At 62.8% G+C, this 14186-nt stretch carries 15 protein-coding genes; 7 read left to right on the plus strand and 8 right to left on the minus strand.

Features of this window, described 5'->3' with window-relative positions; translation table 11 throughout:
- The first annotated feature begins 3 nt into the window (after positions 1-3).
- On the plus strand, positions 4-699 hold the full coding sequence (locus IYY11_RS18725) for a trans-aconitate 2-methyltransferase (protein ID WP_196405245.1): 696 nt from the start codon (positions 4-6) through the stop codon (positions 697-699).
- Here the strand turns inward: IYY11_RS18725 and IYY11_RS18730 are convergent.
- Complete coding sequence (locus tag IYY11_RS18730; RefSeq protein ID WP_196405246.1) at positions 674-1027, minus strand: polyhydroxyalkanoic acid system family protein; 354 nt, start codon at positions 1025-1027, stop codon at positions 674-676. The genes IYY11_RS18725 and IYY11_RS18730 overlap by 26 nt on opposite strands.
- A gap of 78 nt (positions 1028-1105) precedes the next feature.
- Here IYY11_RS18730 and IYY11_RS18735 point away from each other — a divergent pair, with 78 nt between their 5' ends.
- Positions 1106-1852, plus strand: a complete 747-nt coding sequence (locus IYY11_RS18735; RefSeq protein WP_246720084.1) for an extensin family protein — start codon at positions 1106-1108, stop codon at positions 1850-1852.
- Between the two features lie 27 nt (positions 1853-1879).
- Here IYY11_RS18735 and IYY11_RS18740 read toward each other — a convergent pair whose 3' ends face one another.
- The 4 genes from IYY11_RS18740 to sseA all read right to left on the minus strand — a co-directional run bounded on the left by IYY11_RS18740 (position 1880) and on the right by sseA (position 6056).
- Positions 1880-2851 (minus strand): PstS family phosphate ABC transporter substrate-binding protein, encoded by a 972-nt coding sequence (locus tag IYY11_RS18740; RefSeq protein ID WP_196405248.1) that lies wholly within the window; start codon positions 2849-2851, stop codon positions 1880-1882.
- A 291-nt stretch (positions 2852-3142) separates the two neighbouring features.
- Positions 3143-4552 carry a type I glutamate--ammonia ligase gene (gene glnA / locus IYY11_RS18745; protein WP_196405249.1) on the minus strand — a complete coding sequence of 470 codons (1410 nt, stop codon included), beginning with the start codon at positions 4550-4552 and terminating at the stop codon, positions 3143-3145.
- Between the two features lie 110 nt (positions 4553-4662).
- Positions 4663-5001, minus strand: coding sequence for a P-II family nitrogen regulator (locus IYY11_RS18750; RefSeq protein ID WP_014890136.1), 339 nt, complete (start codon positions 4999-5001; stop codon positions 4663-4665).
- Positions 5002-5183: 182 nt separating this feature from the next.
- Positions 5184-6056, minus strand: a complete 873-nt coding sequence (sseA, locus tag IYY11_RS18755) for a 3-mercaptopyruvate sulfurtransferase (RefSeq protein ID WP_196405250.1) — start codon at positions 6054-6056, stop codon at positions 5184-5186.
- A gap of 95 nt (positions 6057-6151) precedes the next feature.
- Here sseA and IYY11_RS18760 point away from each other — a divergent pair, with 95 nt between their 5' ends.
- Together IYY11_RS18760 and IYY11_RS18765 are read left to right on the plus strand one after the other, a co-directional pair.
- Entirely contained in the window at positions 6152-6568 is a 417-nt protein-coding gene (locus tag IYY11_RS18760) for a hypothetical protein (protein ID WP_154453449.1), read from the plus strand.
- Positions 6569-6653: 85 nt separating this feature from the next.
- Complete coding sequence (locus tag IYY11_RS18765) at positions 6654-7490, plus strand: DUF3108 domain-containing protein (protein WP_246720085.1); 837 nt, start codon at positions 6654-6656, stop codon at positions 7488-7490.
- Between the two features lie 16 nt (positions 7491-7506).
- On the opposite strand, the gene IYY11_RS18770 is transcribed toward IYY11_RS18765, so the two are convergent.
- On the minus strand, positions 7507-7899 hold the full coding sequence (locus IYY11_RS18770) for a DUF1190 domain-containing protein (protein ID WP_018408818.1): 393 nt from the start codon (positions 7897-7899) through the stop codon (positions 7507-7509).
- Between the two features lie 795 nt (positions 7900-8694).
- Between IYY11_RS18770 and IYY11_RS18775 the strand changes: the two genes are divergently transcribed.
- On the plus strand, positions 8695-9480 hold the full coding sequence (locus tag IYY11_RS18775; protein ID WP_196405252.1) for a response regulator transcription factor: 786 nt from the start codon (positions 8695-8697) through the stop codon (positions 9478-9480).
- 15 nt (positions 9481-9495) lie between these two features.
- On the opposite strand, the gene IYY11_RS18780 is transcribed toward IYY11_RS18775, so the two are convergent.
- Positions 9496-10287 carry a YdcF family protein gene (locus IYY11_RS18780; RefSeq protein WP_196405253.1) on the minus strand — a complete coding sequence of 264 codons (792 nt, stop codon included), beginning with the start codon at positions 10285-10287 and terminating at the stop codon, positions 9496-9498.
- Between the two features lie 87 nt (positions 10288-10374).
- Positions 10375-12051: an electron transfer flavoprotein-ubiquinone oxidoreductase gene (locus IYY11_RS18785; RefSeq protein WP_196405254.1), complete on the minus strand. Its 1677-nt coding sequence runs from the start codon at positions 12049-12051 to the stop codon at positions 10375-10377.
- A 176-nt stretch (positions 12052-12227) separates the two neighbouring features.
- On the opposite strand from IYY11_RS18785, the gene IYY11_RS18790 reads away from it, so the two are divergent.
- Entirely contained in the window at positions 12228-13217 is a 990-nt protein-coding gene (locus tag IYY11_RS18790) for an HlyD family secretion protein (protein ID WP_196405255.1), read from the plus strand.
- A complete protein-coding gene (locus tag IYY11_RS18795) occupies positions 13214-14143 on the plus strand; it encodes an ATP-binding cassette domain-containing protein (RefSeq protein ID WP_196405256.1) in 930 nt (309 codons plus the stop codon). The genes IYY11_RS18790 and IYY11_RS18795 overlap by 4 nt, the downstream gene beginning before the upstream one ends.
- Positions 14144-14186 lie beyond the last annotated feature (43 nt).

Consider the following 14186-nt stretch of genomic DNA (forward strand, 5'->3'; position numbering starts at 1 on the left):
CATATGACCGAAGCGAATTTCGACGCGCTGCGCGCCGCCTTCGAAAACGCCGTTCCCGGCTATGACGCGTTGCGACGCAAACTCATTCCGCATTTCGACGCCTTTTATGGAACCGCGCTGGACCTTCTCGAAGAGGCCGTCGGCGAGGGAGAATTTCGATGCGTCGATCTTGGCGTCGGCACCGGTCTCTTGTCGGAAATGATTCTCAACCGGTTTCCCGGCGCGCAGGTCGAAGGCGTCGATCTCGCGCCGAAGATGCTCGATGCGGCGCGCGAACGGCTCGCGATTTACGGCGCGCGCCTGCGCCTGTCGCTCGCGGACTATGCAACCGCGCCGCTCCCGGGGCCGCTCGACGCCGTCGTCTCGGCGCTCTCCATCCACCATCTCGATCACGAGGCGAAGCGCCGGCTCTTCAGGCGGATTCATGATGCGCTGCGACCCGGCGGCATTTTCGTCAACGCCGATCAGTCGCTCGGCGGGACGCGCGAAATCGAGGACGCCTATCAGCGCCGATGGGAAGCGGATGTCCAAGGCTCAGGAATCGCCGGCGATGATTTTGCGGCGGCGAGAAAGCGCGCGGAACTCGATCTCAGCGCGACCTTTGCAGATCAGATCGCCTGGCTCGAAGACGCGGGATTCCGTTACGCGGATATTGGCTGGAAGCGCCATCGCTTTACGGTGTTTTACGCGCGGCGCTAGCGTCGTTTTGCGGCGCGTGGCCGATGCGCAAGGCGTCGCCGGCGTTGCTCGAGATGAATTGCTGCAGCTTGCCGGAAAGGGCCGCCAACACCCAGGGCAGCTGAACGTCGATGCGCAGCAAATCTTTCAGCACCGTGATCTGCGCCGTCGCCGTCTGACCGAGCGCCGTCACGCGAACCGTCCCGACGTCGCCGGCCCAGGTGACTTCGGAATGCGCGACCTTGTCCACATATTCGCGCTGCATTTTCGCCAGCTGTTCGGAGACGCGGGCTTTCGCCGCTTCGACGCCGAGATCGTGCGGCACTGTTACGGTGATGGCGTTCGACATAGGCTTCCTCCACTCGCCCCAATGTAGGCGCCCTCTGCGGGGATTAGAAGAATGGCGCGGCTAAAGGCGATGACGAGGATGACGATGTCTCGCGAGCGTGTACGTTTTACAGTCGAGGTTACGCTCGCTCTAATGTTGAGCGGTGTCGCAACTTCCGCTGGGGCGCTCGATGCGCCCACGCCGCCACGGCGTCCGGAATTTCAGACCGGCCCCTTACCGGAGGCAAAACCTGCCGTCGGCGCCCAGCCGCAGCAAGCTGCGCCCCAGCCCGCCGAGGATTGCATGGCGAATCTGCGCGCAGCTGGCGTCGCTTTCGAACCCGCCGAAGCGCCTGCCGGCGCGCTTGACGGTTGCGCGGTCGAGGCGCCGGTCCGTATTCTCTCAATCACGGTCGGCGTACGGCGCGTTGTGGTCAATGCAAAGCCGCTGCTGGCTTGCCCCTTCGCGCTGCAGTTTTCCGATTACGTGAAAAATTTGCTGGCGCCGCTTGGCGCCGGCATGACGGGCGCATCGCTCGTCGCGATTGACACAGGTCCAGGCTACGAATGCCGCGGCCGCAATCATGATAATGGGGCCAAGCTGAGCGCGCACGCCAAAGGGCTCGCTCTTGATGTCGGCGCATTTGTTTTCTCGGACGGTAGAAAGATCGCCGTCGACGTTCAGCCGGATGCTCAATCGACCGCTTACGTCAGAGGGCTACGAACGGCGGCGTGCGGCTGGTTCACCACGATTCTGGGCCCTGGATCAGATCCCTATCACGCAAGCCATCTTCATTTCGACATCGAGCGCCATGGATCGACTGGCGGCTACCGCATTTGTCAGTGACCGCGCGCTCCTGGCCTTCGCATGCTGTCAATTCGCCGATGCAAGTAGGCCGAGACGCGTCAGCTCGTGCTCGCGAATGTTGCGGGTGATCGGATAATAGCCGCCCTTCTTCGCCTGCGTCTGACCATCTCTCGAAAGAACATATTTGACGAATTCGCCGCTGAGCGTGTCGATCGGCTTCTTTGGGTCCTTCAGCAGGTAAATAAAGAGACCCCGCGCGAGCGGATATTTGCGCGAATACGTGTTGTCGAAGGAGGCTTCATAGCAGCTTTTGCCCGACGACAGCGGAACCGCGCGAACTCCCGCCGTCTTGTAGCCGATGCCGGAATAGCCCATCGCGTATTTGTCCTTCGTCACTTCGCTGACGACGGCTTCAGAGCCAACCTGCATATGTACGGTGTCTTTGAAGTCAGCGCCGGCGAGGGCATGCTGTTTGAAATATTTATAGGTGCCGGACAAAGCATTTCGACTCTGCAGAGCAATGGGCTTAGCCGCCCATTCGCCAGTGAGGCCAAGTTCGCCCCAGGTCAGGATGCTCTTGCCGCCGCCGCTTTTCGGGTCGGCGGCGAATACCCGCTCAATTTGCTCCATGTTGATGCATTGGAGCGGGTTGTCCTTGTGGACATATATCGCCAAGGCGTCGATCGCGACCAGAACCGCCGTCGGCTTGTAGCCATATTTCGCCTGGAAGGCCCCGATTTCATCGGGATTCATCTGCCGCGACATCGGCCCAAGCTGGGATTCTCCCGAGAGGAGCGCCGGCGGCGCCGTGTTCGAACCCTTGCCGACAAGTTCGATCGAGACATCCGGGTAGATCGATTGAAACCCTTCGGCCCAGAGCTCCATTTCGTGATGCATCGTGTCCGAGCCGACCGACCTCAATTTTCCCGACAGGCCGTTGACGACCTTGTAGGGGGAGAGCTCCAGATCGAGCGCGACAGCGCCGGCGCTTAAAACCACGAAAGCCGCGACGGCGGCGGAGAGGGCTCGCAGTTTCATGGCTTTTCTCCGTTGCATCAAATCATCGCGGCCGAAACCACCTCGCCGCGGCAAGCGCGCGATCGACGTGGAGACGGCGTGGGATGGCCCGCGCGAATGTTGTGTGAATGCTCTTGCTTTCGCCGCAATTTCGCTCGGCGAAATGACAGGCGCATGACGCCTATGCGACAGCGCGGCCGCGCGACGCGCAGCTCGAGAAAAAGCGCAAAAAAAAACCGGAAGGCGAGGCGTCGCCTTCCGGTTTGACGTGATGTCGCCGCTGCGCGAAGGCGCGGCGGCCGCGTCAGTGCGTCAGTAGCTGTAATACATGTCGAATTCGACCGGATGCGGCGTCATCTCGAAGCGCATTACGTCCTGCATCTTGAGGTCGATGTAGGAGTTGATGAAGTCCTCGTTGAAGACGCCGCCGACCGTCAGATAGGCGTGGTCGGCTTTGAGATTATCAAGCGCTTCGCGCAAGCTGCCGCACACCGTCGGGATCGCCTTCAACTCTTCCGGCGGCAGATCGTAGAGATCCTTGTCGGCCGGCGCGCCCGGATCGATCTTGTTGGCGATGCCGTCGAGGCCCGCCATCAGCATGGCGGCGAAAGCGAGATAGGGATTCGCCGTCGGATCGGGGAAACGAACTTCGACGCGCTTCGCCTTCGGATTGGAGCTGAAGGGGATGCGGCACGACGCCGAGCGATTGCGCGACGAATAAGCAAGCAGCACCGGCGCCTCATAGCCCGGAACCAGACGCTTATACGAGTTGGTCGACGGGTTGGTGAAGGCGTTCAGCGACTTTGCATGCTTGATGATGCCGCCGATGTACCACAGGCACTCCTGAGAGAGGCCGGCGTATTTGTCGCCTGCGAAGACCGGCTTGCCGTCCTTCCAGATCGACTGATGGACGTGCATGCCCGAACCGTTGTCGCCAAAAACCGGCTTCGGCATGAAGGTCGCCGACTTGCCGTAGGAATGCGCCACCTGATGGATCGCATACTTGTAGATCTGCAGGTGGTCGGCGACCGTGACGAGCGTCTCGAACTTGAGACCGAGTTCGTGCTGGGCGGAGGCGACTTCGTGATGGTGCTTCTCGACCTTGACGCCCATGGCCGCCATGGCGGCGAGCATCTCGCCGCGCATGTCCTGTCCGGCGTCGACCGGCGGCACCGGGAAGTAGCCGCCTTTGGTGCGCACGCGGTGGCCGAGGTTGCCGCCTTCATAGGCCGTGCCGCTATTGGAGGGCAGCTCGGTCGAATCCAGCGTGAAGCCCGTATCGTAGGGCTCGGCTGAAAAGCGCACGTCGTCGAAGACGAAGAATTCGGCCTCAGGACCAAAAAAAGCCGTGTCGCCGACGCCGGTCGATTTCAGATGCTCCATCGCCTTCTTGGCCATGCCGCGCGGGTCGCGGTTGTAGGGCTGGCCTGTCGCGGGCTCGACGACGTCGCAGACGACGGAGAGCGTCGACGCCGCGAAGAAGGGATCCACGGAGATGGAATTCAGATCCGGAAGGAGCGTCATGTCCGATTCATTGATCGCTTTCCAGCCGGCGATCGACGAGCCGTCGAACATGATGCCTTCGGTCAAAGCCTCTTCATCGACAATCGAAACGTCGAACGTCACATGCTGCCACTTGCCGCGCGGGTCGGTAAATCGGAAATCGACGTATTTAACGTCGTTGTCCTTGATCTGCTTAAGAACGTCCTTGGCCGTTGTCATGTGGTTCGATGCCTCTCTTTGCTGATCTTGCTGTTTAGCTGCTTTCGAATTGGGCGCGGCAGAGCGTCTGAAGATGTTGGCGAGAAAGCTCATGGGGCGGGGGCTCAGTGCTAGATGGCGTCAGCGCCGGTCTCGCCGGTGCGAATACGGATCGCGCCTTCGACGTTGGAAACAAAAATCTTGCCATCGCCGATTCGGCCCGTCTGCGCAGCCGTGCGAATGGCCTCGACGGCGCGTTCCACGGCGTCGTCCGCAAGAACGATCTCTATTTTTACTTTCGGAAGGAAATCAACGACATATTCAGCGCCGCGATAGAGCTCAGTGTGCCCTTTTTGACGGCCAAAACCCTTCGCCTCGGTGACCGTGATGCCCTGGAGGCCCGCCGCCTGCAGCGCTTCCTTCACTTCATCGAGCTTGAATGGCTTAATGATCGCCTCGACCTTTTTCATCAAATCCCCCGCGCGCTTAGCTTAAGCCCCGGCCCGCTAGCGACTTTGGCTCTGCTGAAGAGCCGTCGAGCTTCTAACATTGCCGCCCTGGTCGCGCCATGGCCAAAGTTCCGGCGCCAAACTTAGACTTGGCGCCTCCGAAATATACCGTTTGCATATAATTTAGGCTAAAGGCTTAGTAATTAGGCGCGCCCGCGATCGTCGACGACCGCGGGCAGATCTTCCCGGGCGCCCCATTCCGACCAGGAGCCATCGTACACGGTAGCCGGCGGTCGGCCCGCTGCAGCGAGCGCGAGGCTGACGATGCAGGCGGTGAGCCCGGAGCCGCAGGTGGCGATGACCGGCGCGTCGGGATTGACTCCCGCGGAGGAAAAGGCCGCTTCGAGCCCGAGCTTGTCTTTCAGTCTTCCGCCTTCGAGGACAGTGCCGAACGGTAGGTTCAGCGCGCCAGGCATGTGGCCGGCGCGCAGGCCAGGGCGCGGCTCAGGGGCCCATCCGTGGAAACGCTCCGCGCCGCGGGCGTCGACCACTTGCGGTCCGCCGAGATCAAGCGCGCGCCGCACGGCCTGCGCGTCGGCGACCAGACTCGCGTCGAAGTGGGGCGTAAACGCCGCTGGCGCTCGCCTGCGCGCCTCGCCCTGTTGGAGCGGACGGCCTTCGGCCTGCCACGCGGGAAGGCCGCCCGCAAGGATCGAGACCCTTTCGACGCCGAAGACAGTAAAAGTCCACCAGAGACGCGGCGCCGAAAACAGGCCGACGCTGTCATAGACGATCGCCTGCATGCCGTCGCCGAATCCGAGCCGGCGCATCTCCGCCGCGAAGACTTCGGGTTTCGGCAACATGTGCGGCAGGTCGGTGGACGGCTCGGCGACGGCGTCTATATCAAAGAATTGCGCGCCGGGAATGTGCCCTGCACGGAACTCGGCGCGCGCGTCGCGGCCGGTCGCCGGCATGTGCCACGACGCGTCGAAGACAACGAGATCGGGCGCGTCGAGACGTTCGGCGAGCCACGCGGCGGACACGAAAAGAGAGGCGGGGTCGATTATACGCGTCATGGCTCGGCTCGCTGATCCTGACGCTGCTTGCATCCGGCGGTGCGGCGTTCACAATACGCCGATTCGATTCTCACGCCATCAGGCGCTTGACCGACATGCTCGACATTCCAGGCAAGGCCTGCGGCTCCTGCTACTTCTGCTGCAAGGTTCTTGAAATCGAAGAGTTCAAGAAGCCCGCAGGCAAGCTCTGCGAGCACTGCGCGCTGACCGGCGGCTGCGGCGTTTATGACACGCGTCCGGACGTGTGTCGCGACTACTACTGCCGATGGAAAGATGAGCGCAGCTTTTCGTCGCAACTGCGGCCCGACAAGGTCGGCACGCTGCTGATGGATGACCCCGACAGCGACGAATACCACGCGGTCTGCGACCCGGAAAAGCCGTTTTCCTGGCGCAATCCTCTCATATTCAAGCATCTTGTCGCCGAGGCGAAGGCGGGACGGCTCGTGGTCGCAAAGGCGGGGTTGCGGGCATGGCGCATTTTCGAAGACGGACATTGGCAAGAATGGGCCTGAGCCTCACAGTCGCGCGCGCCATCAATTCGACCGAGAGGTCGAGTGCGGTAGAAGAATGGGCTGCAACAAGCGATACGCTCAGGCCATGAGCGCCATCAACCGACTTTCATGTCTTTCGGCGCGCGGCGGCTGCGCCGCCGCAGCGATGTCGTTTGCGCTCTGCGCGCCCGCCGCCGCGGAGATGCTCAAGGCGCATTACGCCCTGAGCCTCATGGGGCTCTCCATCGGCAGCGCATCCGCTTCCGGCATCGTCGACGCGCAGAACTACCGCGTCGAGATCTCGATGCACACGACAGGGCTCGCCAATCTCATCAACAACGCCAAGGGCGCCGCCAGCGCCAGCGGCGGCCTGACCGCCGGCGGTCCGTCCCCGGCAAATTACGCCAACACGACCTCGAACAGCGATGAGACGCGTACGGTGCGCATGTCGCTCGTCGGCAATGCGGTGCGCGCGGTGGAAGTGAGGCCCGCGCCCTGGGACGCCGAAGCGCGCGTGCCGGTGACGGAAAGCGCCAAGCGCCACATCGTGGATCCGGTCAGCGCGCTCATTATGCGCGTGCCGGCTGGAGAGGAGCTCACAGGGCCCTCGGCGTGCAACCGAACCATTTCCGTTTTTGACGGCGTGACGCGTTTCGACGTAGAGCTCGCCTATGCCGGCGCGCACACTGCGCAAACGCGCGGTTACGCCGGCCCCGTCACCGTGTGCTCGGCGCGCTATACCCCGATCGCCGGGCATCGTCCCGACAGCTCCGCGACACGCTACATGGCGAACAACAACGACATCAGCGTCTGGCTCGCGCCGCTTCCGGACGCGCATGTCGTAGTGCCGATTCACATCGCGATCGGCACCGCCGCCGGCAAACTCGTCATCGACGCGTCGGAGTTCCAGATCGAGCAGCGCCGCGCCGATGTCAGGCGCTGACCGGTTTCGGCCGATTTCACTGGACGCGAACTTCCTTGGTTTTTTTCCGGTTCATGCGATCGGATTCATATTCGAGATATCTGACTTCCAGAGGGTCGGCGCCTTTGTTCGGGCGCAGACAAAATGAGGGTCGCGGCGAAAAGCCTCCGTCCTGCGCCTCGAAGCAATCCGAGAAGCGCACTTCGCATTGAAACATGGTTTCGCTTTTTGGCGCCGCCCGCGCCACTACGGCGCGCGCTTTCTCGATCGCTTGCTTGCAGACGTCGGGGTTGAAGCCCCATGCCTCACAGTCGCTTTGCGTCGCCATATACTTGCCGTCGGCGGAACAGACGGGCGAGCGTCGAAACGCGTAATAGGCTGAAAATCCAGCGGCCGCGACAGCGACCGCGATGATGAAAAACTTGAACATCGGACGTCACGCTCGCGAGATGGACTGTTGCCGCGATCCGATAGATAGTCTTCAGCGCGCAGCGGCGGCAAGCGTAAACTGAGCCCTTGTTTGAGGTTTGATGCGGCGATGCAGCGCAGCGGCCGCCCTGTCGATCGCTTGACAGCGCTTTGCGTCTGCAATACTCCGAAACGACCGCATTTCGGAACCGCGGCCGAGAGAGCTGCGAGCATTATGGCTCTCCGGGCGCGGCTAGGGCCGAATAGCGATGCAGACGCGTTCCCGCCTAGGTGAGGTCAACGTTGAACCAAGACCGAGGTGGGCCGGCGTCAGCCAAGCTTTCCACTTGACCAATTCGACGAAGAAAGCAACGCCGCAATCGCGGATTGCAGCCTGAATCTCGGCTTGTGGCGAAACGGCAGTGTGTGTGACAGAAGGAGGAAACTATGGGCGCTATTCTTGAACTGACGAGCTATGCAGCGACCCCGGTCGGCATGATCGCGATCATCGTCATCGGCGCGGCCGCGTATTTCGCCGCCCGCTGGGTGTTCAACGACTAAAACAAGCTTCACTAAGCTTTCAAAGCGCGGCGCGCTGGCCTTGGCCAGCGCGCCGCTTTTTTTTTGTCGGTTCGCCAGCGCGCCGGCCCGCGCAAAGAGGCTTGCATCCGTGGGAGCCTGCGGTATTGTGGCTTACGCCCCACCTCTAACGGGCAGGGTAAGCCGACCCGCCGAGCCCCAGGATTGCGGAGCGTCTGAGGCCATAACGTGGCGATCTTGACCAATATGCTGCGCTCCGCGCGGCGGCGGAGGCTGAATGGCTCCTACCTCTTCGATTAGGGCCGCAAATGACCACAGGGACGGCTCGCGCGCCGCTCGGCCCATTGGCGCCGACGGCGTCCGCACGACAGCAGAGGCGGATCGCATCGACGTCGCCATCGCCGACAAGAGCCCGCTGATTCTCGCTGGGCTCGACAAGCTGCTGTCGGACGATCGCCGGTTCACGCTTGTGGCGAAGCTGACGGACGGCGAAGAGTTCCTCGAAGCGGCGCGTCAGCAGAAATTCACCATCGCCGTCATCGGCTGGCAATTGCCGACGCTGCACGCCCGCGACGTCCTGCGCGCGCTGTCGCGTCAAGTCGCGGCGCCCAAGATCGTCGTCTACAGCGGCACCAATGATCCGGCGGCGCCGGCCGAGACTCTGCAGCTCGGCGGCGCAGGCTTCGTTTCAAAACGGGCGCCGCCGGAGCGGCTCCTCGACGTGCTTGCGGCGGTGGCGGCGGGCGACATGGTGTTTCCCTTTGTCGACATCCGCAAGATGCGCAGCGATCCGCTGGAAAATCTAACCCTGCGGGAGCGAAGCCTGCTCTCGGCGCTCGGCTCCGGGCACACCAACAGCCAGCTCGCCAAGGATTTCGGCGTCTCGATCAACACGATCAAATTCCATTTGCGCAATCTTTTCGAAAAGCTCGACGTGCGCAATCGGGCGCAGGCGATCGCGCTCTTTTTGGAGATGAAGCACGGCGCATATCCAGGCGGCGCCGGCGGGCGCAGCATGGAGCCCGGGGGCTCGTCGCGCGGACGCCGGCATCGCAACGACTAGACGACCCTCAGCGCACTATGGCGCGGGAAACAGCGCGTCGCTTTTGCCGAATAGGCGTTGAGCGACTAATCCGGCCCATTCATGCGCGGCGAACTCGACGAGTCCGAGGGCTTTCGTCGCAAAGCGCGGAAATTCGAGTCTGGAGTCGCCGCTGGTGCGATAGTCGACCGGATAGGCGATCACGTCGAAACCCGCTTGTCGAAACGCCCCGATGGCGCGCGGCATATGGATGGCCGACGTGACCAGAAGCCAGCGCTCGCCGGGTTTGGGAAGAAGCAGATCGCGCGTGAAGATGGCGTTCTCATAAGTGTTGCGCGAGCGGCGTTCATAGAGGACGTCCCCCTGATCGAGTCCGAGGTCGCGCCAGAAGCGCTGCACGGCGTCGGCTTCAGAGTAGGGCGATGCCTGCAGCGCGGCGGAGCCGCCGGTGAAGACGAGCCGGGCGCTCGGATATTTGCGCTTCAGCGATATCGGCGCAATGAGTCGTTCGGCGGCGTCGACCACTGTGGGGCGGTCGCGGCTGGCGCTCAGCCGCTCGTCGATCGCGCCGCCGAGCACGATGATGCCGTCGGGCGCGGGCATGTCATGTGGCGGCGGCGGAAAGCGCGCCTCCAGCGGACTCGCCAACAAGCCGCCGAGCGGCCCGAAGGCCATCAGCAGCAACGCGAACGCGCTGACGGTCGAGAGCGCGCGTCCCCAAGTTTTCCAGCGCGTGAACAGCAGCATTGCGCCGATCACGGCGACGATCATGAAGAAGTGAAACGGCGCGAGAAAGAACCCGATAATCTTCGAGGGCAGAAAAAACATCAGTCCACGCCCCTCCTCGGCGCATCACAGGCGCAGGCGTAAGCGGCGTTCTTGCGCCGCTTCGCTCTGCGGCCAACGTCGGCTCGATCACATATTCGGATAGTTCGGTCCGCCGCCGCCCTCCGGCGGAACCCAGGTGATGTTCTGCGCCGGGTCCTTGATGTCGCACGTCTTGCAGTGCACGCAATTCTGCGCGTTGATCACAAAGCGCGGATCGCGTTGCGTCGCCTCATCGGCATAGACGACTTCGTAGACGCCCGCGGGGCAATAGAGTCGCGCCGGCTCGCCGTAGATCGGGAGATTGCGCGCGATCGGAATCGCGGGATCGGCAAGTTTCAGATGAACCGGCTGATCCTCCTCATGATTGGTGTTCGAGACAAATACCGACGACAGCTTGTCGAAGACGAGTTTGCTTGCGCGTTTCGGGTAGACGATCGGCGTGACTTCCGAGAGCGGCTTTAAGGTCTCGTAATCGGCCTTGCCGTGCTTGAGCGTGCCAAAGAAGGAAAAGCCGAACAGCTCATTCGTCCACATGTCGAGGCCAAAGAGCGGCGCGCCGACATAGGTGCCGTATTTCGACCAGAGCGGCTTGACGTTGCGCACCGGCTTTAGGTCGCGGCCGATCTCCGAGGCCCGCCAGGCGGCGTCATAGGCGTCCACCGAGTCATGGGCGCGGCCTTCGCCGATCGCCGCCGCGATATGATCGGCGCAAAGAATGCCCGAAACAATGGCGTTGTGGGACCCTTTGATGCGCGGCACGTTCATGAAGCCTGCGGCGCAGCCGACCAGCGCGCCGCCCGGCATGACGAGCTTTGGCACGCTCTGCCACCCGCCTTCCGTCAGCGCGCGCGCGCCATAGGAAAGACGTTCGCCGCCTTCGAGCGTCGGCGCGATCATCGGATGCGTCTTGAAGCGCTGAAATTCGTCGAAGGGGGAGAGAGTCGGATTTGAATAGTTGAGATGCACGACGAAACCGATCGACACGAGATCGTCGTCGAAATGATAGAGGAAAGAGCCGCCGCCGGTGTCGGCCGCAAGCGGCCAGCCGAAGGAATGCTGCACAAGTCCATCCTTGTGCTTCTCCTTCGGAATGCGCCAAAGCTCCTTGAAGCCAATGCCGAATTTCTGCGGCTCGCTGTTGGCGCAAAGGTCGTATTTCGCCAGCAACTGCTTGGTGAGCGAACCGCGCGCGCCTTCGGCGAAGATCGTATATTTGCCTTTGAGCTCCATCCCGCGGGTGAAGCTGTCCTTGGGTTTGCCGTCGCGTCCCACGCCCATGTCGCCGGTCGCGACGCCGACGACTTCGCCCTTGTCGCCGTAAAGCACTTCGGCGCCGGCGAAACCGGGATAGATTTCGACGCCAAGGTTTTCCGCTTCCGACGCGAGAAAGCGGACAACATTGCTCAGCGAGCCGATGAAATTGCCGTGATTGTTCATCAGCCGCGGCATCAACATATTAGGAATGCGAATGCTGGCTTTTTCCGACAGCAACAGGAAATGGTCTTCATGCACTTTCGTCTTCAGCGGCGCGTCGTCGCGCGTGCGCCACTCCGGCAGAAGCCGGTCGAGGCCGATCGGATCAATGACCGCGCCGGAGAGAATATGCGCGCCGGGCTCGGAGCCCTTCTCGATGACCACGACGGAGAGATCCGGCGCAACTTGCTTCAAGCGAATCGCCGCGGCGAGGCCAGCCGGGCCCGCGCCGACCACGACCGCGTCATATTCCATAGATTCGCGTGGCGGCAGCTCCGTATCTTCAGCCATTTTCAATCCCTTTTGCCTTTTCTTGGAGGCATTCTAGCCTTTTTGCCGGCGCCGCGGCAAAAGGAGTTGCGCCTTCGGGAGGGGCTTTGTTGGAGGCGCCCTCGCGGCGAGGTTCGTCGCGCGGCGGGGAAGGTGCATAATCCGGCCATGCTCGATCCGTTCTACGCCCCCGCCGCATGAAGCGTCTCGCGGTCTTCATCGCGCTGGCGCTCCTCGCCGTCGTCGTTTGGCGCGTCGCCTATCGTCCGGCGACTCCCGCCGATATCTTTCTGGGCTATGTCGAAGGAGAGATGCTCTACATCGGCCCTTACGAGACCGAGAGGGTCTCGAGCCTTGCGGTTTCGGCCGGCGCCCAGGTCAAAAAGGGCGATCCGCTGTTCACGATGTCGACGACGCTTCTCGATCGCGTGCGCGACGAGTCCTCGGCGCGCCTCGCCCAACTTGAGGCGCAAGTCCAAAATCTGCAGGCGGCGATCAATCGGCCCGAGCAGATCGCCGTTCTACAGGCCGCGCTGGAGCGCGCCGAGGCCGCTCTCCAGTTGTCCCGCGCGGATTATGACCGGCAGCGAAAGCTCTACGCCGAAGGCCATGTCGCGAAGGCCGCGCTCGATCGGGCGGAGATGGCCCGCGCCCGCGATGAGGCCAGCGTGAAAGAAGCGCGCCGGCAAGTCGAGGCGGGGCGCATGGCGAGCCGTTCGCAGGAGATCGACGCCGCGGAAGCAAGCTTGAAGCAGGCGCGCGCGCAACTCGACGCGCTGAACATCCGCATCAAGCGCCAGAGCGTGGTCGCGCCCGCGGACGGCGTCGTGCAAGACGTTTTTTTCCGCCCCGGCGAGATCGTCAACGCTGGTCAGCCGGTCATTGCGCTATTGCCGCCCGAGAATCGCAAAGTGCGCTTCTTTGTTTCCGAGCCGGAGCTGCCGAAGATCTCGCTGGGCGAACGCATGCGCGTCACTTGCGACGGCTGCGCCGATGATCTCTTTGGGCGCGTCAGCTTTATCGCCAGCCGGCAGGAATATACGCCCCCCGTGATCTTCAGCGACAAGGAGCGCGCCAAACTCGTTTTCAAGGCGGAAGCGCGCCTGGAAGGCGCGGCGCGCGCGCTGCCCCTTGGCATGCCGGTCGCCGTCAGGCCGGCGCCCGAGCCGACGGGAACGGCGCAATGAGCGTCGACAGCGACATCGCGATCGACGTGCGCGGGCTGACCAAATACTTCGGCGCCAAAAAGGTCGTCGACAATTTCACGCTGCAGGTGGCCCGCGGTCACATCCAGGGCTTTCTCGGCCCGAACGGCAGCGGCAAGACGACGACGATCCGCATGCTCTGCGGCCTGCTGACGCCCGATTCGGGCGAGGGCGAATGTCTTGGCTACGACATTCGCCGCCAGCAGGAGGAGATCAAGCGCTATGTCGGCTACATGACGCAGGGCTTTTCGCTCTATCGCGATCTCACCATTCGCGAAAATCTGGAATTCGTGGCGCGGGTCTACGGTCTCGAAGCGCCGGAGGACGCGGCTCAAGCGGCGCTGGAGCGCCTGGGGCTCGTCGCGCGCGCCGATCAGCTCGCCGGCGAACTGTCCGGCGGCTGGAAGCAGCGGCTGGCGCTTGGCGCCTGCATTCTGCCCGGCCCATCGCTGCTCCTCCTCGACGAGCCGACCGCCGGCGTCGACCCCAAGGCGCGCCGCGACTTCTGGGACGAGATCCATCATCTGGCGACGCAGGGCTTAACGGTGCTCGTTTCGACGCACTACATGGACGAAGCGGAGCGCTGTCACCGGATCGCCTATATCGCCAATGGGCGGCTGCTCGCTTCGGGCACGATTCCGGAGATTATCGCCGGCGCGAATCTCTCGACTTGGGTGGTGACGGGCGAGGGCCTCGATCTGCTCAGCAGCCAATTGAAACGTCAACCCGGCGTGGACATGGTTGCGCGCTTCGGCTCGGCGCTGCACGTCGGCGGGCGCGATGAAGCGGCGATGGCGCGCGTCGCGGATCGCTATAGCGCCGAGGGCGTTCATCGTTGGAGACGCGACGAGCCATCGCTCGAAGATGTGTTCATTGATTTGATGACTCGCGCTGGAGCCGACCGGTGAGCACGCAGGAAGGCCTGCCGAGCGTCGTCCCCCGTCCGGCGCG

Source organism: Methylocystis sp. H62 (assembly GCF_015709515.1).
Lineage (GTDB): Bacteria > Pseudomonadota > Alphaproteobacteria > Rhizobiales > Beijerinckiaceae > Methylocystis.